Origin of the sequence: Cryobacterium sp. TMT1-62 (genome assembly GCF_004403145.1) — a bacterium.
Classification (GTDB): Bacteria; Actinomycetota; Actinomycetes; order Actinomycetales; family Microbacteriaceae; genus Cryobacterium; species Cryobacterium sandaracinum.
In genome coordinates this window covers 1-23573 of record NZ_SOGZ01000023.1, presented here as the reverse complement: position 1 = coordinate 23573, position 23573 = coordinate 1, and the positions used below count along the sequence as shown (strand labels likewise).

At 68.5% G+C, this 23573-nt stretch carries 22 protein-coding genes and 1 tRNA gene; 11 read left to right on the top strand and 12 right to left on the bottom strand.

Annotated elements, in window-relative coordinates; translation table 11 throughout:
• Window positions 1-83 precede the first annotated feature (83 nt).
• Window positions 84-908 carry an aldo/keto reductase gene (locus E3T34_RS05560; protein WP_134342422.1) on the top strand — a complete coding sequence of 275 codons (825 nt, stop codon included), beginning with the start codon at window positions 84-86 and terminating at the stop codon, window positions 906-908.
• 275 nt (window positions 909-1183) lie between these two features.
• On the opposite strand, the gene E3T34_RS05555 is transcribed toward E3T34_RS05560, so the two are convergent.
• Window positions 1184-2179 carry an aldo/keto reductase gene (locus E3T34_RS05555; protein ID WP_104099566.1) on the bottom strand — a complete coding sequence of 332 codons (996 nt, stop codon included), beginning with the start codon at window positions 2177-2179 and terminating at the stop codon, window positions 1184-1186.
• Complete coding sequence (locus E3T34_RS05550; protein ID WP_134342421.1) at window positions 2134-3081, bottom strand: alpha/beta fold hydrolase; 948 nt, start codon at window positions 3079-3081, stop codon at window positions 2134-2136. Before E3T34_RS05550 ends, E3T34_RS05555 begins: the two co-directional genes overlap by 46 nt.
• A gap of 137 nt (window positions 3082-3218) precedes the next feature.
• Between E3T34_RS05550 and E3T34_RS05545 the strand changes: the two genes are divergently transcribed.
• The 3 genes from E3T34_RS05545 to E3T34_RS05535 are packed head-to-tail and all read left to right on the top strand — an operon-like array spanning window position 3219 to window position 6630.
• A complete protein-coding gene (locus E3T34_RS05545) occupies window positions 3219-4115 on the top strand; it encodes a DUF4349 domain-containing protein (RefSeq protein ID WP_104099568.1) in 897 nt (298 codons plus the stop codon).
• A gap of 9 nt (window positions 4116-4124) precedes the next feature.
• Complete coding sequence (locus tag E3T34_RS05540; RefSeq protein ID WP_241977347.1) at window positions 4125-5291, top strand: acyl-CoA dehydrogenase family protein; 1167 nt, start codon at window positions 4125-4127, stop codon at window positions 5289-5291.
• Window positions 5284-6630: a threonine/serine exporter ThrE family protein gene (locus tag E3T34_RS05535; RefSeq protein ID WP_134342419.1), complete on the top strand. Its 1347-nt coding sequence runs from the start codon at window positions 5284-5286 to the stop codon at window positions 6628-6630. The genes E3T34_RS05540 and E3T34_RS05535 overlap by 8 nt, the downstream gene beginning before the upstream one ends.
• A 27-nt stretch (window positions 6631-6657) precedes the next feature.
• Here E3T34_RS05535 and E3T34_RS05530 read toward each other — a convergent pair whose 3' ends face one another.
• Entirely contained in the window at window positions 6658-6903 is a 246-nt protein-coding gene (locus E3T34_RS05530; protein WP_104099571.1) for a hypothetical protein, read from the bottom strand.
• A 186-nt stretch (window positions 6904-7089) separates the two neighbouring features.
• Here E3T34_RS05530 and E3T34_RS16695 point away from each other — a divergent pair, with 186 nt between their 5' ends.
• Complete coding sequence (locus E3T34_RS16695) at window positions 7090-7212, top strand: hypothetical protein (protein ID WP_255408599.1); 123 nt, start codon at window positions 7090-7092, stop codon at window positions 7210-7212.
• Window positions 7213-7291: 79 nt separating this feature from the next.
• Window positions 7292-8179: a metal-dependent hydrolase gene (locus E3T34_RS05525; protein WP_134342418.1), complete on the top strand. Its 888-nt coding sequence runs from the start codon at window positions 7292-7294 to the stop codon at window positions 8177-8179.
• Between the two features lie 214 nt (window positions 8180-8393).
• Here the strand turns inward: E3T34_RS05525 and E3T34_RS05520 are convergent.
• The 4 genes from E3T34_RS05520 to galU all read right to left on the bottom strand — a co-directional run bounded on the left by E3T34_RS05520 (window position 8394) and on the right by galU (window position 11252).
• Window positions 8394-8466: transfer RNA gene (locus E3T34_RS05520), tRNA-Ala, on the bottom strand.
• An 81-nt stretch (window positions 8467-8547) separates the two neighbouring features.
• Entirely contained in the window at window positions 8548-9570 is a 1023-nt protein-coding gene (locus tag E3T34_RS05515) for a hypothetical protein (protein ID WP_104099573.1), read from the bottom strand.
• Window positions 9571-9642: 72 nt separating this feature from the next.
• Window positions 9643-10302 (bottom strand): GNAT family N-acetyltransferase, encoded by a 660-nt coding sequence (locus tag E3T34_RS05510; protein WP_104099574.1) that lies wholly within the window; start codon window positions 10300-10302, stop codon window positions 9643-9645.
• Window positions 10303-10358: 56 nt separating this feature from the next.
• Window positions 10359-11252, bottom strand: coding sequence for a UTP--glucose-1-phosphate uridylyltransferase GalU (gene galU / locus E3T34_RS05505; protein ID WP_104099575.1), 894 nt, complete (start codon window positions 11250-11252; stop codon window positions 10359-10361).
• Between the two features lie 34 nt (window positions 11253-11286).
• On the opposite strand from galU, the gene E3T34_RS05500 reads away from it, so the two are divergent.
• The 3 genes from E3T34_RS05500 to mscL all read left to right on the top strand — a co-directional run bounded on the left by E3T34_RS05500 (window position 11287) and on the right by mscL (window position 12882).
• Window positions 11287-11865, top strand: a complete 579-nt coding sequence (locus E3T34_RS05500) for a 5-formyltetrahydrofolate cyclo-ligase (protein ID WP_104099576.1) — start codon at window positions 11287-11289, stop codon at window positions 11863-11865.
• Between the two features lie 87 nt (window positions 11866-11952).
• On the top strand, window positions 11953-12342 hold the full coding sequence (locus tag E3T34_RS05495; RefSeq protein WP_104099577.1) for an FmdB family zinc ribbon protein: 390 nt from the start codon (window positions 11953-11955) through the stop codon (window positions 12340-12342).
• A gap of 102 nt (window positions 12343-12444) precedes the next feature.
• Complete coding sequence (gene mscL / locus E3T34_RS05490) at window positions 12445-12882, top strand: large conductance mechanosensitive channel protein MscL (RefSeq protein ID WP_104099578.1); 438 nt, start codon at window positions 12445-12447, stop codon at window positions 12880-12882.
• A gap of 489 nt (window positions 12883-13371) precedes the next feature.
• Here the strand turns inward: mscL and E3T34_RS05485 are convergent, their stop codons facing one another.
• On the bottom strand, window positions 13372-13653 hold the full coding sequence (locus E3T34_RS05485) for a hypothetical protein (protein WP_134342417.1): 282 nt from the start codon (window positions 13651-13653) through the stop codon (window positions 13372-13374).
• Window positions 13646-17512, bottom strand: a complete 3867-nt coding sequence (locus tag E3T34_RS05480; protein ID WP_241977346.1) for an AAA family ATPase — start codon at window positions 17510-17512, stop codon at window positions 13646-13648. The genes E3T34_RS05485 and E3T34_RS05480 overlap by 8 nt, the downstream gene beginning before the upstream one ends.
• Before the next feature lie 133 nt (window positions 17513-17645).
• On the opposite strand from E3T34_RS05480, the gene E3T34_RS05475 reads away from it, so the two are divergent.
• Window positions 17646-18665, top strand: a complete 1020-nt coding sequence (locus E3T34_RS05475; RefSeq protein ID WP_134342416.1) for an adenosine deaminase — start codon at window positions 17646-17648, stop codon at window positions 18663-18665.
• On the opposite strand, the gene E3T34_RS05470 is transcribed toward E3T34_RS05475, so the two are convergent.
• A complete protein-coding gene (locus E3T34_RS05470; RefSeq protein WP_104099581.1) occupies window positions 18643-19659 on the bottom strand; it encodes a magnesium and cobalt transport protein CorA in 1017 nt (338 codons plus the stop codon). The two genes, E3T34_RS05475 and E3T34_RS05470, sit on opposite strands and share 23 nt — an antisense overlap.
• Before the next feature lie 123 nt (window positions 19660-19782).
• Here E3T34_RS05470 and E3T34_RS05465 point away from each other — a divergent pair, with 123 nt between their 5' ends.
• Window positions 19783-20565 (top strand): 4'-phosphopantetheinyl transferase superfamily protein, encoded by a 783-nt coding sequence (locus E3T34_RS05465; protein ID WP_166785839.1) that lies wholly within the window; start codon window positions 19783-19785, stop codon window positions 20563-20565.
• 169 nt (window positions 20566-20734) lie between these two features.
• Here E3T34_RS05465 and E3T34_RS05460 read toward each other — a convergent pair whose 3' ends face one another.
• Both E3T34_RS05460 and E3T34_RS05455 read right to left on the bottom strand, forming a co-directional pair.
• Window positions 20735-22153: a M1 family metallopeptidase gene (locus tag E3T34_RS05460; RefSeq protein ID WP_134342414.1), complete on the bottom strand. Its 1419-nt coding sequence runs from the start codon at window positions 22151-22153 to the stop codon at window positions 20735-20737.
• Window positions 22154-22161: 8 nt separating this feature from the next.
• The coding region (locus E3T34_RS05455) for a Pls/PosA family non-ribosomal peptide synthetase (protein WP_370327267.1) at window positions 22162-23573 on the bottom strand (1412 nt) is incomplete at its 5' end.

The following is a 23573-nucleotide window of genomic DNA, read 5'->3' as shown; positions in this document are numbered from 1 at the left end:
CAATTGCGGGGTTGAGCGTCCCGCGCACCCCTCAATCGTGTCGTTTCACGCCTCGGCGCAGTAGGACGAGGTTAGATGGGGGAATGACGCTCTCACCGTTACTTCCCCTGCATGACGGACACGGTATCCCCCAGCTCGGGCTCGGCGTGTACAAGATCGCGGATGCCGCGGCGGCCGACGCTGTGCAGGTCGCCCTGGAGGCCGGTTACCGCCACATCGACACCGCGGCGCTCTACGACAACGAGACCGGCGTCGGCCAGGGTATCGCCCGCTCCGGCCTGCCCCGTGAGGACGTGTTCGTCACCACGAAGGTCTGGAACGACCAGCACGGCTACGACAAGACCCTGCGCGCCTTCGACGTGAGCCTCGGCAAACTCGGCCTCGACTACGTCGACCTCTTTCTGATCCACTGGCCCGCACCCCGCCAGGACCTCTTCGTCGATACCTGGCGCGCCCTCGAGACGCTGCGCGCCTCAGGTCGCGCCCGGTCGATCGGGGTGTCCAATTTCCAGCCGCACCACCTGGACCGTCTGCTGGCCGAAACGGATGTCGTTCCGGTCCTCAACCAGGTGGAGCTGCACCCGTGGCTGCAGCAGTCCACCGTGCGCGAGTACGACGCGGCCCACGGCATCCTCACCGAGGCCTGGTCGCCGTTGGCCCGCGGCCGCGCGATCGGCAACGAGACCCTCGACGCCATCGGCGCCCGGCACGGCAAGACGGCCGCACAGGTGGTCATCCGCTGGCACCTCGAGCTGGGCAATGTGGTGATTCCGAAGTCGGTGACACCGGTGCGCATCCGGGAAAACTTCGACGTCTTCGACTTCACACTCAACGCCGGCGACCATGCCGCCATCGCCGCCATCGACGCCGGCCAGCGCACCGGCAGAGATCCCGACGACCTGGACTGAATCTCGGCTCGACCCGGATCGGTGCCCGCGGGTCGCGCTGAGGGCCCCGCGCCACTCTCCCGCGCCCCTCTCCGCACGCCTGACGAATTCGACGGAGATTTCGACCGAATCCCGCCCAAACAAGCCGGAAACCGGCTTCAACCCAAAAATCTCCGTCGAATTGGTTCGCCGGAGCCGCAGTGCCTTGCGACAATGCCGCCCCCACAGGTCCACGCGAGAGTCCCCGTTCCGGTCGAGAGCGACCCGCGGAACGGGCACTCCCGACCGGACAGGTGCTACCAGCGGCGGTGGATCTGCTCGCGCAGCATCCGGTCGTAGATATCCTGCACGCCCTCGTTGAGCCCGAGGCTGAGCGGGGCGACCGAACCGGCAGCGGCGTTGCCGCGAGCCTGCTGCACCGATCGGGCCCCGGGGATGACCGAGCTGATGCCGTCAATCTGGGCCACCCAGGCCAGCGCGGCCTGCGCGGGCGTGAGCTCCTCGGTCAGGGAGCCCACGAGCGCCGCGAACTCCGCGGCGGCTGCCAGGCCGGTCTCATAGTCCACACCGGAGAAGGTCTCGCCGACGTCGAAGGCGCTGCCGTCGCGGTTGTAGTTGCGGTGGTCGTTCGCCGCGAAGGTTGTCTCCCGGGTGTACTTTCCGGTCAGCAGGCCGCTCGCCAACGGAACGCGGGCGATGATGCCCACACCGGCGGCGCGCGCGGCCGGCACGACGGCCTCGAGCGGCTTCAGCCTGAACGCATTCAGGATGATCTGCACGCTGGCCAGGCCGGGCCGTTCGATGGCTGCGAGAGCCTGGTCGCAGGTCTCGACGCTCACCCCGTAGCCTGCGATGGCTCCCTCGGCGACGAGTGTGTCGAGCGCGTCGTAGACCTCGTCGGATTCGATCACGTCGCTCGGCGGGCAGTGCAGCTGCACGAGGTGCAGGGTGTCCATGCCGAGGTTCGTGCGGGACCGGTCGGTCCAGGCCCGGAAGTTGGCGAGCGTATAGTTCTCGGCCAGCTGGTCGACCCGTCGGCCCATCTTGGTGGCCACGGTGATGCCGGCTGCGGCGGCGCTGCCGGCCAGGAATCGACCGATGATCTGCTCGCTGCGGCCGTCACCGTAGACGTCGGCGGTGTCGAAGAAGGTGACGCCGGCGTCGACGGATGCCGCGAGCACCGCGGTCGCGTCGGCCTCCGACACGTCACCCCAGTCCGCTCCCAGCTGCCAGGTGCCCAACCCGATCACGGAGACGATTCGGCCGGTTTTTCCGAGGGTTCGTGTGTCCATGTCTCCAGCCTAGCCACGGAAGTCAAAGTGGAAGCAGTGACCGACGAGGCAGCAGCCGCGGACAAGGCCCCGGCCCCGACCCTGTCGTCCGCGTCGATGACCCGGGCCAGTGCCCGGGCGAGCCGCGGCCGGATGAGATGGTCGTTCGCTTCGACGCGGTGCATGGTGACGTGGAGCATCCGTTCGATCACCGTCATGGAGCCGGCCGCGATGAAGGCGTCTAGCACACCGTAGACCACGTCGACCGGCACTCGCACGGCCGCGATGTCGCTGACCACGGTCTGCGATTCGATGCAGTGCTCCAGCGATTTCACGAACGGGGTCCAGTTGCGCTCCGTCAGCTCGAAGATGCCCTTCGGCAGCAGCCGTGCGATGATGGCCGCGTTCGCGAGAGTGAACTCCTTGTTCAGCCGCAGGAAATCGTAGGCGCGCAGGTAGGCGTTCACCCGGGCCCGCACCCAGCGTTCACCGATGTCGGTCGGCGACAGATAGACCGGTGGCCCCACGAGCACCACCCGGGACACCTGGGTTCGACGGGACGCGCGGGTGCGGGGCATCGCCGCCAGCCGGGCCGCGATCAGGCTGCCGAGGGAGTGGCCCACCAGGATGAACGGCTCGCGGAGCTTCAGCGACCGGATCGTGGTGGCCAGGGCCTCGACGTGGTCCTCGAGCCGATACTCGCACCCTTCGGGGATCGGTGATTCGCCGAAACCCAGGATGTCGACGGCGATGACCCGGTGCCTGGGCACAAGCAGTGGCACCAGTTCCCGGAACGTTTCCGAGGAGGAGGCGATGCCGTGCACGAGAATCACGACCGGACCGGTTCCCTCATCGATTGCGATGTGCAGCAGCGGCGGGCGTGTCCAGCCGAGCCGTTCGCAGAGGGTCGCCCACCAGGTCATGGTTCCAGTATCGCCGTGAACGGCGTCCCCGATCCATTCAGCGACCGGTGTAGGCGGCGCATGCACGCGAAGCGCGCGCCGCATGCCGAGACTCGATTGTGATCCAGAGCCGGCGACAGCGGTCGTACAGTGGGGCCATGAAGCGTTTGCCCGCGATCGCCGCGGTACTCCTGAGTGCACTGCTGCTGGCCGGATGCTCCGTGCCCGGCGCTTCCACCGACTCCGGCGGCCCCGCCACGTCCCCGGGCCTCGCCGAACCGGGCGTCGTCAATCCGGGGACCGTCACACCCGGCGCCGAACCCGGCGAGTCTCTCGACTCGCGCACCTTCCCGGACGGCAGCACGGGCGAGATCGCCTCCAGCCAGCGCGACGTGATCACCACCGGGATGGTGTCGATCACCGTGAAGGACCCGATTGCATCCGTGCAGGATGCCGTCACCATCACCGAGCAGGCCGGTGGTCGGATCGACAGCCGCACCGAGAACCCCGCCACCGGCAACCAGCCGGCGAGCGCGAACCTCACCCTGCGCATCCCCTCGGATGAGCTCGACCGCACGCTGGCGGAGCTGAAGCAGCTCGGCACCGTCAACTTCGTGTCACTCAATGCCTCGGACATCACCCAGCAGACCCAGGACCTCGATGCCCGGATCACCTCGCTGCAGACCTCGGTCGACCGGTTACTCGCCCTGATGACGAGCGCCACGAACACGACCGACCTGATCGCCGTCGAGAACGCGCTGGCCGAGCGGCAGAGCGAGCTCGAGGGGTTGCAGGCGCAGCGGGACTACCTGTCCGACCAGGTTGATTTCTCGACCATCACGCTCGACCTGTACTCGACCGGCACAGTGGATCCCGGCACCCCGGACGACTTCTGGGATGCCATCGCGGCCGGCTGGAACGCCCTCCTGACAGCCCTCGGTACCGCGATCGTGGCCATCGGCTTCGCGCTGCCCTGGCTGCTCGCTCTCGGCCTGGTCGCAGCAATCGTCTACCTGGTGATCCGGTTAGCACGCAAGCGGCGCACGCCTGCGTAAACTTATTTGGTGTACACGTCTACCGAACTCTCCCCGCTCGGTGACGAGCTGCTCGAACGCATCCGTTCTCGTGCCGCGAAGCATGACCGGGACAATACGTTCCCCGCCGACGATCTGGCCGACCTGATCGCCTGCGGTTACCTCCGCTCGCTCGTGCCTGTCTCCCATGGTGGCCTCGGGCGCAGCGTGCAGCAGGTCGCCGACGACCAGATCCGGCTCGCCGCCCACGCCCCGGCCACGGCCCTCTCCGTCAACATGCACCTCGTCTGGACGGGCGTGGCTCTCACCCTGCATCAGCGCGGCGACGACAGCCTCGCTTACGTGCTGCACGGCGCCGCCGCGGGCGAGATCTTCGGCTTCGGCGTGAGCGAGCCGGGCAACGACCTCGTGCTCTCCGATTCGATCACGACGGCCACCCCACAGCCAGACGGCGGCTACCGATTCACCGGCACCAAGATTTTCACCACGCTCTCCCCGGCCTGGACCCGGCTCGGCACCATGGGGATCGACCGGGACTCCGTTGACGGCCCGAAAATCGTCTGGGCGTTCATCGATCGGGGCGACCCGGGCGTCAGTCAGAAGAATGACTGGGACACCCTGGGCATGCGAGCCAGCCAGAGCCGCAGCACGGTGCTCACCGGCGCATCCGCCCGCCCGGAGCAGGTCTTCCGGCGGCTGGATCCCGGGCCGAACCCTGACCCGCTGATCTTTGCGATCTTCGCCAATTTCGAGATCCTGCTGGCGGCCGTGTACACCGGCATCGGCCGGCGCGCGGTCGAGCTGGCCGTGCTGGCGGCGAAGCGGCGCACGTCGCTCAAGCACGACGGCCGAACCCTGGCGCAGGACCCGGACATCCGTTGGCGCGTCGCGGAGGCCGCGATGATGATGGATGGCCTGTACCCCCAGCTCGACGCCCTCGCCCACGATCTCGCCACTCAGGCCGACCACGGCCCGCGGTGGTTCCCGCTCCTGTCGGGACTGAAGTATCGCGCCACCGAGACCGCGCGCCTGGTCGTCGACCAGGCGCTACGGGTCAGCGGCGGCTCGTCGTACTTTGCCGGGAACGAGCTCGGGCGACTGTACCGCGACGTTCTTGCCGGGCTCTTCCACCCGTCCGACGCCGAATCGGCGCACGCCACCGTGGCTGCCGCCTGGCTGGGTCCGCTCGATGTCTGATGTCACCCGCGCGATCAACGTCTTCGACAGCGCCGCCTACACCCGCTCGGTCCTCGACCTCACCATGCGGCTCGCGGAGGTCATCTTCGCGGCTGGCGCCGGAGCCGAAGACGCCACGGCCGCCATGGAAGCCATCACCCGCGCCTACGGGCTGAGGGGAACCGAGGCCAACGTCACGCACACGATCATCGCGCTCACCCACGAGGACCCGGCCACGCACGAGTCCATCACCCGGAGCCGCAACGTCAAGTACCGTTCGCTCAACTACAGCAAGCTCGCGGCCACCTCCGAGCTGATCGCCGAGATCCTCGACTCGCCGCCGGATGTCGCCGATGCCCGCAAACGTCTGGCCACCATTGTCAGCGCCAAGCCGCAGGTACCGGCCCTGTACCGCCGGCTGGGCTGGAGCCTCGTCGGAGCCGGGGCCGCCGTGCTCATCGGCGGCGGCCTGGTCGTCTGCGTCGCCGCCTTCGTCGCCACCTTCTTCATCGACCTGATCACGACCTCGCTCGACCGCCGGCAGGTTCCCGTCTTCTACCAAAACGTGGTGGGCGGGGCGATCGGGCCGATTGTCGCCGCGATCGTCGCACTCATCGACACCTCGGCGAATCCGTCCCTGGTCGTCATCGCGACCATCATCATGCTCCTGGCCGGCGTCACCACCTTCGGCGCGGTCCACGACACACTGTCGGGCTTCTACCTGACCGGCACGGCACGGATGATGGAGGCCCTGTTGATCACGGGCGGCCTGGTCACCGGCGTGGCCGGGGCGTCACTGCTGGTGGCCCGCTTCGGGTTCCAATTGCGCGTCGATGCCAACCTCACGCCGACTCTGGCCGACTTGCCCGTGATGCTCGCCGCCGCCATGGTCATCGTCGCCGGTTTCGGCCTCGCCGTGCAGGTGCCGTGGCGGGCGTTCTGGGTGGTCTGCCTGCTCGGCGCCGTCGCCGAGCTGCTCTATCTGGGTGGGGCGAGCGCCGGCTTCGGCCTGGTCTGGTCGTCGGCTCTCAGCGCAATGGGTGTCGGTCTGCTGGCCGCGATCGCGGCCCGGGTCGTGCGCACTCCCCCGCTGGTGATCGTCGTTTCCGCGCTCGTCCCCCTCGTTCCGGGGCTGATCCTGTTCCGCGGCCTGCTGCAGCTGTCCGACGGCAACATCGACGGCCTGCTCAGCATGCTGACCGCAGGTGCCGTGGCCGCCGCGCTGGCGGCGGGCGCCATCCTCGCCCAGTACGTGGTGCAGTTCGTCTGGGGTCCGGCGCGCAGGCTGCAGCGCCGCTTCGTGGGGCCGCTGATGGCTTTGCCCGTTCGGCTCGGCCGCGGCCCCGGCACCCGGATCTGACCCGGTGGACGAATCAAGCGGTTCCGGCTAGTTGGGAATATCCGCTTCGCCCTGCGGGTCTTCGGTATCCTCCTCAACGAAGCGGTAAGGGATCGGTTCCTCGGTTTCGTGGCCGATCCGGAAACTGCGGCGCACGGTTGAGCCGTCTTCCGTCTCCTCGAGCACGACCTCCTGCTGGTACTCGCCGTTCACGTACTCGAGTTTCCGGGGCGTGCCGGCGGCGATCACGTTGGGTCCGTAGAAAATGGCCTCGTAGGTGGTCGTGTCGCTCATATTTGGATCCCTTTCTCCGGGTGGAGACGTCTGCCTCTCTGGCGGGGCGCGTCGGTCTCAGCCTACGGCCGGGCGCGCAAGTTGCACAGGCCCGGGTGCCGGTGCGAGCGGGAAGGTGCCGTTTCGCGGCAACCCGCGTAGGGTCGAAGTCACGGTGCCGCTGGGGCTCGGTTCGAAGGAGTACACATGGCTGACAAATCACCCAAGAAGGACGCATCCAAAAAGGTTGCCGGCAAGTCCTTGAAGGAGAAGCGTGCCGACAAGCATGCCAAGGCGAACGAGACGACCGAGAAGGCGCGCAAGGCCTAGCGCCTGCTCCACGATTAAACTCAGGGTGTTGCCGCGCTAGCCGCGGCAACACCCTTTTATGTTCCGAAAGGACCTGCCGATGACCCTTCCCACCATGGACACCCAAGTGAGCTACCCGGCCGGGCAGACCGAGAGCACCGCGACGGTGCTGCACGTCGAGCCGCTCCCGACCGGACTGCTCGCCGTGCTCCTCGACACCACCCCCGTGCACCCGGTTGACGCGGGTTGGCCCGACCAGGGTCCCGACCGGGCCGTGCTGCGCGCCCAGGGAATCGAGCTGCCGGTGCTGGACTGCGTCGTCGGAGCAACGGACGGGTCGGCGCTGCATCTCGGCCGGGACATCCCGGTGCCGAAGGGAACGCCCGGCTGGGCGTTCGTCGTGGCCCACATCGTGCAGCCCCATGCCGCCCTGATCGAGGGGCAGCCGGTCGACGCCGTCGTTGACACCGGCTACCGGCGACGGATGTCCGCGGGCCACACCGCGTGCCACCTCGCCTCCCTCGCCCTCAACCTGGCTCTCGCAAACCGGTGGAAGAAGGACGTGCGCACCGACGCTCTCGGCAGCCCCGACTTCGACGGCACCGCGATCGACGTGTCCCTCATCGGCGAGAACGAATCCGTGGACACCTACCGGCTCGGCAAATCCCTGCGCCGCAAGGGCTTCGTCACGGAGGAACTGGCCGACCAACTGGCCGAGATCGAATCGATGCTGAACACCTCTCTCGCCGGGTGGGTGGCTACGGACGCGAGCGTGCGCATCGACCGGGACGGCCCACTGCTGACCGACCGCCGGTACTGGGTCTGTGAGCTGCCGGCACACGACGTGCGCATCCCCTGCGGCGGCACCCACGTTTCCTCCCTGGCCGAGCTCGGTGCTGTGCGCGTGGCGCTGTCCACAACCGACGTGGAGGGCACGACCGTGCTCACCATGGAGACGTTCGTCGGCCGATCGGCGCTCGGCGGCTGAGGCCGGCGCAGGTCGGCACGTGAACTCGGCTTGGATCAGAAACTCCCATTTCGGAGATTTTTGCGACACGCTGTTCACCACGGCGCACCACGCCGCATGAACCGAAATCTCCGAGTTCGGCGACGGAATGGCTCGTCGGCCTGAAGACGAAGACAGAAAGAAGAAGGCCCCCGGTTTCCCAGGGGCCTGCGACTGACGATTGTCACTATCTCGGTGGAGCTAAGGAGATTCGAACTCCTGACCTTCTCATTGCGAACGAGACGCGCTACCAACTGCGCCATAGCCCCTAACCGCTTATGCAGAATATCACGCGCGGCGACCGAGTTTCGCCGAACCGCCCGCTAGAGCCCGAATGGGCCCGGGTTCGGTCAGCCGACGGCGCGGCGACGGCGTAGCACGTCGTCGAGGTCGCTCATGCCGGGAGCGGTGTCTCCGACGACCCCCATCGACGCGAACCGGCTCGCTGCGGGCACGGCCGGAGCATTCTCGCGACCGGGCGCCGCACGCGTGAGCGGGGTGACGGCCACCTCGAGGGCCGCGGCCCGGCGGGCGAGTTCCGCCTCTGCGGCTACCTTCCGCAGCTCGGCGGCGGCATCCACGGATGCCATCGCCGCCTGGGCGACGGATCCGCGCGACAGGTGCATCGGCCGAGGCAGCGGCAACGGCGTCCAGCTCGGAGCGACGACCGGCGTCTCCTCGAGGTGCACGGACTCGAAGGCCTGCCCGACACGGGCGGAGGGGTAGCTGACCTCTGAGCCATTCGCGGCGGCAGCGTGCTGGTGGGCGCGGCGAGATGTGCGGGCGAGGCGCGACAGCGCCCCGACAGCGAGCGCGACCGTAGCCAGGCCGGCGAGGACTGCGGTCCAGGCTCCGCCCGCTGCCACCGCGAGAACCCCGGAGACGAAGAAGAGGATGCCCCCGAGCAGGATCAGGGAGGTCAGCGCTCGCACCCGGCGCAGACGCAGAGCGCGAGCGCGACCCGGCAATCTGGCCACGACCCCGGCGCCCACTGCGCCGGCACGCACTGCGGAAGCCTGGGCAGCGACCTCTCGGGCGGCAGCGGCGCGGTTTGTGGCGGCCAGGGCCGCGGCGGAGCGCCGAGCGGACGCGGCGGCATCCGTCACCGCCTTCGCCTCGGCTCGGGCATCGTCTTCGGCCTGGGCCAGCAGCTTGCGTTGGGTCAGGACGGTTCGGGCATTCGCTTCGAGCCGCACCTGCTGGGGCACCTCGGACGTCTCCGCCAGAATGCGCATGGTCTGCTGCAAGCGAACAGCGTTGCGCTCGGTGGTGAGGTACTGGCGTCGGCGCGCCCAGGTCGGCATGAGGTAGGTCACCCACAGGGCAGCCGCGACCGCAATCATCACTCCCCCGCCCAGGATCTCGCTACTCATAATCTCTAAGGTAAGAGGGCCGTAGCCATGCGGTGATGATTATCGAGGGTGTGTCACGGGCAATTCTTGCACTCATCGGTCACTCACCGTCAACGGATGCGCGGCCGCGGCCCGATCGACGTCCGTCACCCGGGCGGCGTCGGCCGGCGCCTGGCCGAACTGCCAGCGGTGCAGCACGCCCTGGCGCACCTCTTCGGCCACCAGCCCGAAGCAAAAATGGTCGCGCCAGTCGCCGTTAATGTGAATGTACCGGCGACGCAGACCCTCGTAGCGGAAGCCGAGTTTCTCCACGACCCGCAGCGAGGGCACGTTCTCGGGTCGGATGCAGATCTCCATGCGGTGCAGCCCGAGCTGGCCGAAGCAGTAGTCGGTGGCCAGGGCTACGGCTGTGGGCGTGATCGCCTTCCCTGCGAATTCCTCGCCAACCCAGTAGCCGATGGTGGCCGACGACAGGGAGCCCCAGGTGATCGACGACACGTTGAGCTGGCCGGCCAGCTCGCCTTGGTATTCGACCAGGAACGGCAGCCCGCTGCCGGCACGAGAGTGCGCAAGCAGGCTGCGGATGCTGGCGCGGGTGTCGAAGGACATCGGCGCATAGGGGCTGGTGGCCTCCCAGGTGCGCAGCCAGCCCCGGTTCTCCATCAGGGAACGGTCGAGGTTGCGGTCGTCGCGCAATCGGATCGGTCGCAGTGTGACGGGACCCTCATGAAGCGTCGGTATTGCGATCGCCACAGTGTGCCCGTCTACTCAATGCCGAAATGGTGTTCCCTTAATCTACCGCGCGTGTTTTAGTCGAGAGTGGCGACGAACTCGTGCAGCCAGGGCCGCAGGTCCGGTCCGAGGTCCTCGCGGTCGACGGCAAGCTGCACAATGGCCTTGATGTAGTCGAGGCGGTCGCCGGTGTCGTAGCGGCGGCCACGGAAAATGACCCCGTACACGCCGCCGCTGGTGACCGGGTTCAGCGCCATCTCCTGCAGCGCGTCGGTGAGCTGGATCTCGTTACCCTTGCCCGGCTGGGTGCGCTCGAGCACCTCGAAGACCTCGGGGCGTAGCACGTAGCGGCCGATGATGGCCAGGTTCGACGGGGCATCCTCGGTGCTGGGCTTCTCGACCAGCCCGGTGACCCGCACCACGTCGGGATCGTCGGTGGCCTCGACCGCGGCCGCCCCGTAGAGGTGGATCTGTGAGGGCTCCACCTCCATCAGGGCAATGATGCTGGTATTGCGCGTGCTCTGCTCGGCGAGCATCTTCGACAACAGCGGGTCGCGCGCGTCGATGATGTCGTCACCGAGCAGCACCGCGAACGGTTCGTTGCCAACATGCATCTTGGCTCGCAGCACCGCGTGGCCGAGGCCCAGCGGGTCACCCTGGCGGACGTAGTGGATGTCGGCCAGGTCGGTGGCGTGGTTGACCTTCTCCAGTCGGCTGTGGTCGCCCTTTTTCTTCAGGATCGCCTCGAGTTCGGTCATGCGGTCGAAGTGGTTTTCCAGCGCGTTCTTGTTGCGCCCGGTGACCATCAGCACGTCGGTCAGGCCCGCGGCCACGGCCTCCTCCACCACGTACTGGATCGCCGGTTTGTCGACGACCGGCAGCATCTCCTTCGGCATGGCCTTGGTGGCCGGAAGAAAACGAGTGCCCAGTCCTGCAGCAGGAATGACGGCTTTGGTAATTGGTGTCCCCATGGTCCCTACGATATCGGCATCTAGGATGAGATATATGGATTCCGTTATCGGTCACCGAAAGCGCGCGCTTCGCGCCGAGCTGCGGGAGCGCCGCCAGAACCTGACCTCGGTCGAGCGGGAGGCCGCGACGGCCGGATTCACTCAGAATCTGCAGAGCATCACTCTGGATCTGTCGGCCCGGTCCATCTCCTGCTACCTGTCCTCCCGCAACGAACCGGACACCCGCCCGTTCGTGAACTGGGCGGAGGCCCAGGGCATCCGGGTGCTGTTTCCGGTGTCCCGCGATGACGGACTCCTCGACTGGACCGTCGGCGAGGACCAGACCGAATTCGAGGGTCTCTCGGGCGCGCCCGAGGCAGGCGGCAGCCTGCTGGGCCCGATCGCGATCAACGACGTTGACCTCATCATCGTGCCGGCCGCCGCCGTCGATGCGACCGGCCTGCGCATGGGCTGGGGTCGCGGCTACTACGACAAGACCCTAGGCTCGATGGAGAAGTGCCCGCCGGTGTATGCCGTCGTCTTCGACAACGAATTCGTCGACGAGGTGCCCCGTGAGGTTCACGACCAGCCGGTCGACGGCCTGGTCACCCCCACGCGCATCATCGCGTTCTGATCGGCACTCCCCCTACTTCCTGTTCAACGAAAGCCATTTCATAATCGGAGATTCCGGCCCACGGGCCGGTCCCCCATCGGAGTTCCAGTGCCTACCTATTCCTACCGCTGCACCGAGTGCGACACCGCGTTCGACATCCAGCAAGCATTCACCGACAGCTCGCTCACCACGTGCCCGACCTGTGGCGGCAAGCTGCGCAAGGTCTTCTCGTCGATCGGCGTGACCTTCAGCGGTTCCGGCTTTTACAGCAACGACGCCCGATCGGATGCGAAGCGCTCGCTCGAGCGCTCGTCGAAGACCCCAGACAAAAAGTCAGATAAGAGCTCAGACGCGAAGTCGGGCGATTCCGGCTCCGGCACCGGTTCCGGCTCCTCCAGCGAGAAGTCCGCGGCCCCCGCGAAAGACAGCTCCGGCCCGACGAAAGTCGCAAGCACCAGCACCAGCAACACGCCCGCGTCCGCCGCGAAGGCCTCCTAGCCCCCAGCACCTCACCGCCTCAGCACCTCAGCACCTCAGCACCTCAGCACCTCAGCACACCACTCGCCTGTCCCGGCGCCGAGACCTCACCGGAGTATCACCATGATCCAGGGCTTCAAAGAATTCATCATGCGCGGCAACGTCATTGAGCTTGCTGTCGCCGTGGTCATCGGCGCGGCGTTCACCGGGGTGGTCAGCGCGATCGTCACGGGCATCTTCAACCCGCTGATCGCGGCGATCTTCGACTCGGAGAGCCTGACGGAGGCAATGGTCATCGGCCTTCCCGGCGGGGGCGGCCTGTCGTTCGGTCTCGTCCTCGCCGCGGCCATCAACTTCCTGCTGGTCGCGGCCGTCGTCTATTTCGTCTTCGTGATGCCGCTCAACCACCTCAAGCACACGCAGGAGCGTCGCCGTGCAGCCGGAATTCCCTCCACCGCCGATGCCGCCGCCCCCACAACGGAACTCGACCTCCTGACCGAGATCCGGGACCTGCTGGCCGCCGGCGCGACACTCGACCAGGGTCCGAAGCACACGCTCTAGATGAGTGAGGCCTCATCGATTGGTTATCGCTCCCGGCAAGCCAATTCTGACCGGCCCCCGTTGACGCTGCTCAGTACAGGCGGAAGGGCGTGTCCGGGGTCGAACCAATTCGACGGAGATTCTGACGTTTGAGCGGGATTTCGGCCTGTTTCCGGACGATACGGGCAGAATCTCCGTCGAATTCGTTCGGGCCGCGGGCGGAGCGCGTGGTGGATACCGAGCGGCACAAGCGCTGCTGCACAGCGGGCAGGCGTTGTGGCCAACTCAGGAGATCCGTCCGGCCGGGTCGGGCATCCGCGCCGGTTCCGCACTGCTCCGCGCCGGTTCCGCACTGCTCCGCGGCGGCTGGTGAATGCGGCCGACGGATGTCCTGAGTTAGCCACACACACACACACACACACACACACACACACGCGGGCTCGGCGGGCCCATCGCCCACGACGATGCGGCCTCACTCATCCACGGCAGTCACCGACTCCGTCCCTTCGGCTACCAGTGCGGCGGGCGGTCCTGACGGAGCCGTTCGTCGTTGACGCCGCGGGTGCCCGGTCCGGCGGGATCGGCGGGCACGATGCCGCCCTCCTCGCGCAGAACCGGTGGGTGCGGATCGGGGTCGGTGTCGGGCGCGGGCGTCAGCCGAGCACGCCGGGACGTGCCGGCCGATTTGACGACGGACTGCCGGGGAACGACGGATGCGTCCCGGTGGCCGACCTTATCCCGGTGGTCGAGCTTGTCGAGACCATCCCGCTCGGGTGCGTCGCGCTCAGGCACCGGGTCGGCGCACCGGACCGGACGAACCAGGCCCCGTCGAACCACGCCCCGACGAACCGGGCGCCGTCGAACCACGCCCCGTCGTACCAGGCGCGGCCGAGCCATGCGCGGAGGATCCGGCAGCCGCCGGCGGCACCGACAGGCCGACGAGTGCCGCCACGCGGGCGGCCACCGCGTCCGGGTTGCTGAAGAGTTCGAAGCTATGCACCCGCAGGTAGTGCCAGCCGAGGCGGCGCAGCACTTCGGGGCGGAGCCTCAGGGACTCGCGCAAGCTCGACCGGCCGACGACGGCATCCGTTTCGACGACGACGGCACGGCCCGCGTGCGAGCCGGCGAGGGCCAGCTTGCCGCGGTGGCCGAGCGACACGGTGAGGCCAAGGCGTTCCAGGCGGCGGGCCAGGTCGACCAGCATCGCCTCGCTCGCGTCGGGAACCTGGGCCTCGTTGCGGCGCGCCTCGGTCTCGCTGAGCACCTGGGAGAGCGCGAGGATGCCGTGGCGCTGGCGATCCTCGTCGATGTCGGAGGGGCGGAAGCAGGAAACGATGTCCATGGCCCGGCGGGCCCGGGTCATGCCGATGGCAAGCAGCCGCTCGCCGCCCGGTTCACCGAGCGAACCGAAGTTCGTCAGGAGACGGCCGTGCGGGGTGCGGCCGTAGCCGATGGAGAAGATCACCCGGTCGCGGCTCTGCGCCACGGCCTGCTCGAGGGTGAGCACAGTGAATGGCTCGGCCCGGTCTTTCAGGATGAAGTCGGAGAGGTCGGTACGCTTGGAGAAGGCGGACAGCACGGCCTGGTGCACACGCACGGAGTGCCGCGCGCTGGCCGTGATGACCATGAGTGATTCCTTCGGGCGCTTGACGGCGTGGTCCATGACGAGTTCGACGACCTTGGCCACCTCGGCGTCGACGCTTTCCACGGCCCCGGAGTCGGCGTCGGGCATGCCGTGCCCGCCGGCCACGTAGTTGATGGTGAGGCTGCCGTGCCCGAGGTAGCTGCCCGCCCAGGGCAGGGAGTCGATGCGCCCGCCGTAGAAACGGTGGTTGACGAGTTCCGCGAGGTCTTCGCCGCCAGCGCGGTAGCTGCGGGTCAGGGTGAGGGTCGGCAGCAGCTCGCCGAGGCGGGCCAGGGCCGAGTCGGCGTGCAGGGCGTCGACGTTGGTCTCCTGCTCGACGCGGTCGTCGGCGGCGGCCGTGATGCCGGTCTCGAACGACGACGGTGTCTGCGTGACCGGGTCGCCGAACGCGACGATCTGCCGGCCGCGACGGATGGCGCCGACGTTCTCGGCCAGAGTGGTGGCGCCGGCGTCGACGAGCAGGACGGTGTCGAAGCTCATCTGGTCGGCGAGTGCCGCCACCTCGTAGGGCGAGGCCAGCCAGACCGGGGCGAGCACGCGGCCCAGGTGCGGGGCGGCCTTGTGCAGGCGGGTGGGGGTGGCCCGGTCGGCGCGCAGCAGGCGCCTGAGGTTGTCGGCCTCTTCGGGCCAGTCGACGACGCCGATCTTCCAGGTCTCGGCGAGCAGCCAGGCGAGGAGCTGCCCGGTGGTCGAGGCGTGCGCCTCGTCGACCAGGCGGAAGTCGGCCTCGAGCCGGTCGAGAACCTGCGTGTTGGCGTTCAGGAGGGCCTTGTCGCCGCTGAGCATGGTCTCGAGCACGGACTGCCACCAGGCGAGTTCGAGCTCGTCGGCGACGTCTCTCTCGGACACGTGGCGCTGGGCCAGGTCGGTCATCAGCGGGTCGAGATTGTGTTCGCGCAGGGTAGCGAGCAGCGCGGTGCGCTCATGTAGGTTCGCCAGCACCTCGCTCTCGGCGGCCAGGCCGGAGATCGTGTAGATGAGCTCCTTCACCGGGCGGTTCGACAGCTGACGCGTGGTTCCGGCCGCTCCGAGCGGAACGTCGAGGCTCGCGAGGTCTTCCGAGACGCGCTGGTAGGCCACGTGCACATCCGAGATGCCCACGGGCACCTCGGGGGTGACGCCGGCGACTACGAAGCGCTGCCACAGGGTGCGCTGCTGCTGGATGCGGCGCAGGCTCTCGTTCATGTCGCTCACGTGCACGCCGGGGCGCAGGTATTCCACAGCGAGCTTGCGCAGACGGCGACGGTTCGCGCCGGTCATCTCGGGCGACTCCCGGCGGGACGCGGTCGCGGAGATCAATTCGGTCAGGGACCGGTCGAAGACGGCCGGCTGGAACTTGTCGAGCGTCTCCCGGATGTCGAGCAGCAGCCGCAGGTAGACGCCGAGCTCGGCGATGGTCTCGAACGGTCGCAGTCGGGTCTGGCCGACGAGTCCGGCGGCACGCTCGAGCAGGCGTGGGAGTTCGATCTGGTTGACCCGTTTGGCCAACTGGTGCGCCGCCGAGGCGTCCGCGGTGGAGGAGAAGGAGGCTCCGTACCAGGGCGAGTCGCCCGGTCCGTAGCGGAATTCACCGAGTGCAGCCGCCTTGATCAGGGTGGCGGCGGCGGCCGGCCGACCCTGCGCCAGGCGTTCGAGCGCGCGCCGGTCGAGCCTGGCCGTGGTCGAAGGAGGTGAGGGCAGCTGCGCGAGGCGTGCCAACTCTCCGAGGGCGTCGAGAAGGGACACCCCGAGCGCCGGGTCGCGGCGGGTGAGCGCCGACCGGTAGTCGAGTAGCACCTTGCGCAGGCGCACAAGCGCGTCGTCGACGTCGCCGACCATGGGCTGGGTGGCCTTCTCGTTGCGGGTGATCGCCTGGATCAGGTCCCGTCGCAGGGTGCGCGGGGTCACGGCGACCCCGGGCAGCCCGACCTGCACCAAGCGGTGCGCGATACCGTCGAGGCTGGAACGGCGGGCGCTGACGACGAGCACGCGCTTGTGCTGAGCGATAAGCGAGCCGATCGCGTTCACAATCGTCTGCGTGCCGCCGGTGCCGGGAAGGGTTTTCACGACGAGCGAGTTGCCGGCCGCGATCTGCGCGACGACGTTCTCCTGCTCGGAGTCCGCGTCAAGCAGAAGGATGTCGGTGGCCGGTGGCCGGGAATCCTGGCCGAGCGGGACGACCGGGTTGTAGGCGGTCTCGATGGCGCGCCGGGCGTTGGTGTTGCCACCGATCGCGTCGAGCAGCGGATGGTCTAGGTTGGCCGCATCGGCGGCGAGAGCGCGGCCGACGTCGGCGAACACGGAGGCCACGAGGCGCGGTACCACGTTGAACCAGGGCAGGTGCGAGGTGAGGCCGCGCAACCGGTCGATCACGGGCTGCGGTTTGAAGGCGCCGTTGGTGACGGCCAACGCCACGAACGCATCCGCATCCAGAACGATCTCGAACTGGTCCTTCAGCGCGCGGGCCAGTTCCGGGTTGAGGAACGGCTGGCCCTTGAGCTTGAGTTCGAAATCGCGGCCGTAGCGGCGGATGGCGAGGGGGCGCAGCAGCACGGGAGCGCTGTAGTCCACATCGTTGTGGCGCCACTCGGCGAGGCCGATGGCCAGGTGAACCGATTCGATGCCGCGCATGGAGCGCAGTTCGATGCCCTTCTGGGTGATCTCGCCGGCCGCCAGCCGCGCGTTGCGCAGTGCCAGCTCGTCGCGGATCAGGTTGGAGAGCAGAGCCGTCTTGCCGGTGATGAACTGGGGCAGACCGCCCGGATGGGTGGCGCTCAGTTCGATCCGCGTGCGGGGTCCGTCGCTGAAGTGCAGCAGCGGGGAACGCCCGCCCACTTCGGCGAGTTCGTCGCGCCAGCGCTGCCAGACCGGGTCGGCCACATTGCCCACGGTGAGGGACGGATCGCCCAAGCTGACCGCGTGCGGAGCCGCGGAATCGTGCGGGTCGGTGGGCGGAGCATCCTGAATCTCCGTCAGGATGCCGTCGTCATCTAGTTTCTTATCGAGGCGCCACACACTCGACACCATAAGCCAAATCCCTCCGATTCCGCGGCAGGCGGCCCGGAATTGCGCGGATTCAGCCCCGAATTGTCTCAAAACGGGGCTTCCGGATGCGCGTGCGGCCGTCAGCGATTCGGCTCGCCTCGGCGAGAATGGTGCAATGAAACTCCCCCTCGTCGAACTCCACCTGCACATCGAGGGAACCCTCGAACCGGAGCTGCTCTTCGAGCTGGCCGCGCGGAACGCGGTGACTCTGCCGTGGGCGTCGTTGGCGGAGCTGCGCGCCCAGTACGACTTCGCCGACCTGCAGTCGTTCCTGAACCTCTACTACCGCGCCCTGGACGTGCTGCGCGAACGGATCGACTTCACCGACCTGACCCGCGCCTACCTGGCACGCGCCCGCACGGCCGGGGTGCGGCACGCGGAGCTCTTCTTCGACCCGCAGGCGCACACGAGCCGGGGCGTCCCGCTGGTCACCGCCCTGGCGGGGGTGCGCGACGCCCTGGACCGGTCGGTCGACGAGTGGAGCATCAGCACGAAGCTGATCGTGACGTTCCTCCGGGACCGTCCACCCGCCGAGGCCCTGCAGATCCTGCGAGAGATTCTCGCCGGTGGGGTGCCGATCGATGGCATCGGGCTGGACTCGGCCGAGGTCGGCTATCCCCCGGAGCTCTTCACCGAGGTCTTCGCTCTGGCCCGCGAGAACGGTTTGCGCCTGGTGGCGCATGCGGGCGAGGAAGGACCGCCCGACTACGTCTGGCAGGCCCTCGACCTGCTCGGGGTGGAACGCGTCGACCACGGCATCCGCAGCCTGGAAGACGAGGTGCTGCTTGACCGGCTTGTGCGGGACCGCATCCCGCTCACGGTCTGCCCGTTCTCGAATGTGCGACTGCGCGTGATCGACACCCTCGCCGACCACCCCATCGTGCGGATGCTCGACCGCGGGCTGCTCGCCTGCATCAACTCCGACGACCCGGCCTACTTCGGCGGCTACATCGACGACAACCTGGCCGCGGTCGATGCGGAGTTCGGCCTGGGACCGGACCGGCTGGCCCTGCTCGCCCGGAACGGGATCGAGGCGTCGTTCCTGACGAACGGGGAGAAGGCGGCCCTGACTGCCGAGGTCGATGCCTGGCGTGCTGCCCAGCCGGCGCCGGCTACAGCCATCCGTTCTTCTTGAAGACGCCGTAGAGGCCGACGCCCATCGCGAGCATGAGGGCGAGTGCGAACGGGTAGCCGAACACCCAGGTGAGCTCGGGCATGTGGGTGAAGTTCATGCCGTAGATGGTGCCCACGAGCGTGGGCGCGAAGAGGATGGCCGCCCAGCTCGAGATCTTCTTGACCTCTTCGCTCTGGACGAGGCTGGTCTCGGACAACCGCCGGGTCTCCTCGTTCTGGCGCTGGGTCACAAGGGTGCTGTGCACAGTGAGGGCATTGTCGAGGAGTTGGCGGAACGCATCGCCGCGCTCGACAACCCGAAGGGTGTGGTCGAGCACGTCACGCAGGTGGTGGCTGAGCTCCGCGGGGACGTTGTAGGTGGTGAAGCCCTTCTGCAACGACTCCAGCATGCCCACGAGCGGCTGCGTCGCACGCTGGAACTCGATGACCTCGCGGGAGAGGTCGTAGATGCGCCGGGCGACGGCCTGATCGCCGTCGAAGAGCTGGTCCTCGATCTCGTCGATGTCGTTCTCCAACCCGGCGACGACCGGCCCATACTCGTCGACGATCTGGTCGAGGATGGCGTAGAGCACGGCCTCCGGCCCGAGGGCCAGCAGCTCCGGCGTCTTCTCCATGCGCTCGCGCACCTGCGCGAGGTCGGGCGACTCGGCGTGGCGAATGGTGGCCACGAAGTCCGGGCCCACGAAAACGTGCAGCTCGCCGAACTCGACGCGTTCTTCCTGGTCGAGATAGCGGGCCGGACGCAGCACGACGAAGAGGATGTCGTCGAAGCGTTCCAGCTTCGCCCGCTGGTGGCCCTTCAGCGCGTCTTCGACCGAGAGGTGGTGCAGGCTGAATTCGGCCGCGACCGAGCGCACCTCGTCGGGTGAGGGCCGGTACATCCCGATCCAGGCGAAGCCCTGGTGGGCCTTCATCACCTCATAGGTCTCGTCGAGCGTCGTCGGGTTCGCGGCCCGGCGGCCCTTCACATATACAGCGTTGTCGATCAGTGCCACGCGCGCTCTCCTTAGCTAACAGCTACCAGTGTCGCACCGGACGGGCCGCCCGCTGAGCGGGCTCGCGCACTGACCGGGCACACGCACTGACCGGGCACGCGCGGGGAAGATAGGTTGGGGGTCGTGAACCCTGAGCGAGCCGGCGACGTCTTCATCGTCGTCGCTCCCCGCGGGTCCACGGATGCCGACGACCGGCGGTTCCTGGCGGCCGCGGCTGCCTGGGCGCTCGGCGTTGATTCGCGCCTCGTGCGCATCGAGCGAGACTGTCCGCACTGCGGCGGCCGGGACCACGGCCGGCCGCTGGTGGCGGTGTCGCCCGGGGCCGGGACGGGGACCCGCCCGCTGCACGTCAGCCTCAGTCGCGCCGTCGGGTGCGTCGCGTTCGCCCTGACCTTCCTCGGCCCGGTCGGGGTGGACATCGAGAGCGTCGCGGACGTCTCCCGGGCCGGGTTCGATGCGGTCGCGCTCGGGCAGGCGGAGCTCACCGCCCTGGCCAGGCTGTCGGCCCCCACCGCGGGCGCCGCCGCGGGCGCCGCCGAAACCGCACGCGCGCGGGCCCGGTTGTGGACCGCGAAGGAGGCGGTGCTGAAGTGCACGGGCGACGGGCTCCGAGTGGACCCGCGCAACCTGACCGTCTCGTTGCCGGGCGGCGGCGGCCGGGGCTCGCCGCGCCTCGACGCCTGGCGCGGAGCCGACGTTGACGTTGACGTCGACGCGATTGGGCTTCGCGACTTCGACCCGGGCGCGGCGCTCATGGGTGCCGAGTACGTGGGCACGGCGTTCGTCGGCACGGTGCTAGTCGGCACGGTGGCCGTTCTCGGCGAGGGCAGGCGCGCCGCGGACGGACCGACCGTGCATATCGTGTCGAATGCGGACATCCGTCACCACCTGAATGGTCCGGCCTAGCCGGTTGAGTCCGAGACCGCCGTACAGCACTCCGCCCCGAACGAATTCGACGGAGATTCTGGCCGAAAGGGGCTCAAAAACCGGAAAATGACTCTCATTCGAGAGAATCTCCGTCGTATCGGTTCGACGCCGGGCGGGAGGGTCGGTCGGCTGGACCAGCCAACCTCGCCTAGAGCTTGGGCAGGGCGCTCCGATAGATCCAGCGGTCGACGATCCGGCGAATTTCACCGCTATCGGTGTGCACGGAAAGGAACTCCACAAGGTCCTCGGTAGTGATGGAACCGTGACGGCGCGCCCGCGTGTAGGCGCGCACGGCGCCGAAGAAGGCGTCGTCGCCGAGCGACCGGCGCACCGCGTGCAGGGCCAGGGCGCCGCGCTTGTAGACCCGGTCGTCGAACATGTCGTGCGGCCCCGGTTCGCCGACGACGATGTCCCGCGGCAGGGCCTCGATCTCGGTCCGGTGCACGGCGGCACTCGCATCGGCCGTTGGTCCACCGCCGGCCTCCGCCCACAGCCACTCGGCGTAGCAGGCGAACCCCTCGTGCAGCCAGATGTCCTGCCACCGCACGACGGTCAGGCTGTTGCCGAACCACTGGTGGGCCAGTTCGTGGGCGATCAGCCGGTCGCTGCCGTGCGCACCGTCGACGTGGTTGCGACCGAAAATGGCGAGGCCGTGGGCCTCGAGCGGGATCTCCAGCTCGTCGTCGGTGACAACGACCGAGTAGGCGTCGAACGGGTAGGGACCGAAGCGGTCGGCGAAGAGGGAGATCATCTCCGGAAGTCGGGCGAAGTCCACCGCCACCTCGCGGGCGAGGTTTGCCGGGAAGAAGATGCGTTGGGCCACCGGGGCGGCGGCGGCGTCGGTGCGCCGGTAACGGCCGATCAGCACCGTGGCCAGGTAAGTAGCCATCGGCTCCTTCACCTCGTAGGTCCAGCTGGTGCGGCCAGACCGCGTCGTGCGCGCGATCAGCGTACCGTTCGCCACGACCGTGTAGGGGTCCTCGCAGCTGACCCGGATGCGGAACGAGGCCTTGTTGCTGGGGTGGTCGTTGCAGGGGAACCACGACGCCGACCCGGTCGGCTGGCCGGCCACGAGCACGCCGTCGTCGAGTTCCTCCCAGCCGACCTCGCCCCAGATGCTCTTCAACGGATGCGGCGCGCCGCGATACCGCACGATCACCTCGAACAGAGCCCCGGCCTCGATCGTCGCCACCACCGTGATGGTGAGCTTGCGCGCGCTCTGGCTCACCTTCAACGCCCGCACCCCGTCGACGGTGACCCGGTCCACAGTGAGACCATCGAAGTCGAGGCTGAACCGGTCCAGCCTCATCGATGCCCGGGCCTGCACGGTGGCTGTGGCCCGCAACTGGTTGGTGGTCACCCGGTAGTCGAGGTTCAGGTCGTAGTGCAGGGCGAGGTAACCGCCGTTTCCGTTGCCCGGCAGGTACGGGTCGCCCGCGGTGGCGGCGCCGTGGGTGGGAGCGGCCCCTCGAACGCCGGCCGGGCCGAGCGCGGATCTGGGCGGCAGCGGGGTGAGGCGCTTGGCCGGGCTCTGAGCGGGGCCTGAGGGCGGTGGGGTGCGAGGCATGGTGGGCGTCAAGTCTGCCATGGCAGACTGCGCCACGGCGAAATGGGGTTGCCCGACCACACCGACCCGGCCGGCACGCGTTCCCCGCGCATCACCAGCGAGGCAGGCCCCACAGTGGCGCCCTCCTCGATGTCGGCCGCCGGCAGAATCACGCTGTGCGGCCCGAGCGTGGCGCCCGCCGCCAGGGTGACCCGGTCCAATTGCATGATGCGGTCGTGGAACAGGTGCGTCTGCACCACGCAGCCCCGGTTCACGGTCGCACCGTCTTTGATGCTCACCAGGTCCGCCTCCGGCAGCCAGTAGGTCTCGCACCACACGCCGTACCCGATGTGCGCGCCGAGAGTGCGAAGCCACACGGCGAGCGCCGGCGTGCCGGCCGCCTTCGCCGCGAACCAGGGTCGGGCGACCATCTCGACGAAGCTGTCCGACACCTCGTTGCGCCAGATGAACGACGACCAGAGCGGATGTTCCGTAGCGTCGATCCGGCCCACCAGCAACCACTTCGCGGCCGTGGTCACCAGGGCGGCGACGGCCCCCGCGGCCAGCAGCACCAGACCCGAGAGCACGATCGTCCACCCCAGGCCGATCGTGAGCCAGAGCGCATCAAGGGCGACGAGCACGCCGAGGGCGATCAGGACCGTGACGATGACCGGGATGATCCGGAGCATCTCCCACAGCGCCCGCCAGGTGACGAGCCGGGCCGGTGGGTGGAAGGTGCGGGCCTCGTCGACATCCGTCACCGTGCGGCGCAGCCGTTCGGGCGGGTTGCCCAGCCAGGACGACCCGCGTTTCGCCTTGCGCGGCGTGGAGGAGAGCACCGCGACGAGCCCGTTGCGCGGCACCGTGCGGCCCGCACCCGCCATGCCGCTGTTGCCGAGGAACGCCCGGCGGCCGATCTTGGCCGGCCCGATGTGCAGCCAGCCGCCGCCGAGTTCATAGCAGGCGACCATGGTGTCGTCGGCGAGAAACGCGGCCGGGGCGATGGTCGTCAGGGCGGGGATGAGAAGCACGGTGGAGGCTTCCACGCCGGCGCCCACCTTAGCGCCGAGCAGGCGCAGCCAGATCGGGGTGACCAGGCTCGCGTAGATCGGGAACAGGAGCGTTCGGGCGCCGTCGAGGATTCGCTCGGTCATCCAGACCTGCCAGCCGATCCGGCTGCGCACAGGGTAGTACCCCTCCCGCAGGCCCACACCGAGCAGCCGAACGGAGCTGAGCACCAGCAGCGCGTAGACCAGCCCGGCTGCCACGACCGCGAGCGGGGTGGCCAGGGCGGCCCGCCCGGCCGCGTCGGCCAGGGTCGCAGCGTCGCTGATGGACGCCCCGACGATGAGCGCGCCGACGAGCACCGCGATCGCGGGCAGGGCCGTCATGGCGATGGCCCCGGTCGCGAAGGCGGTCAGCCAGCGGGTCCCGCGCGGCG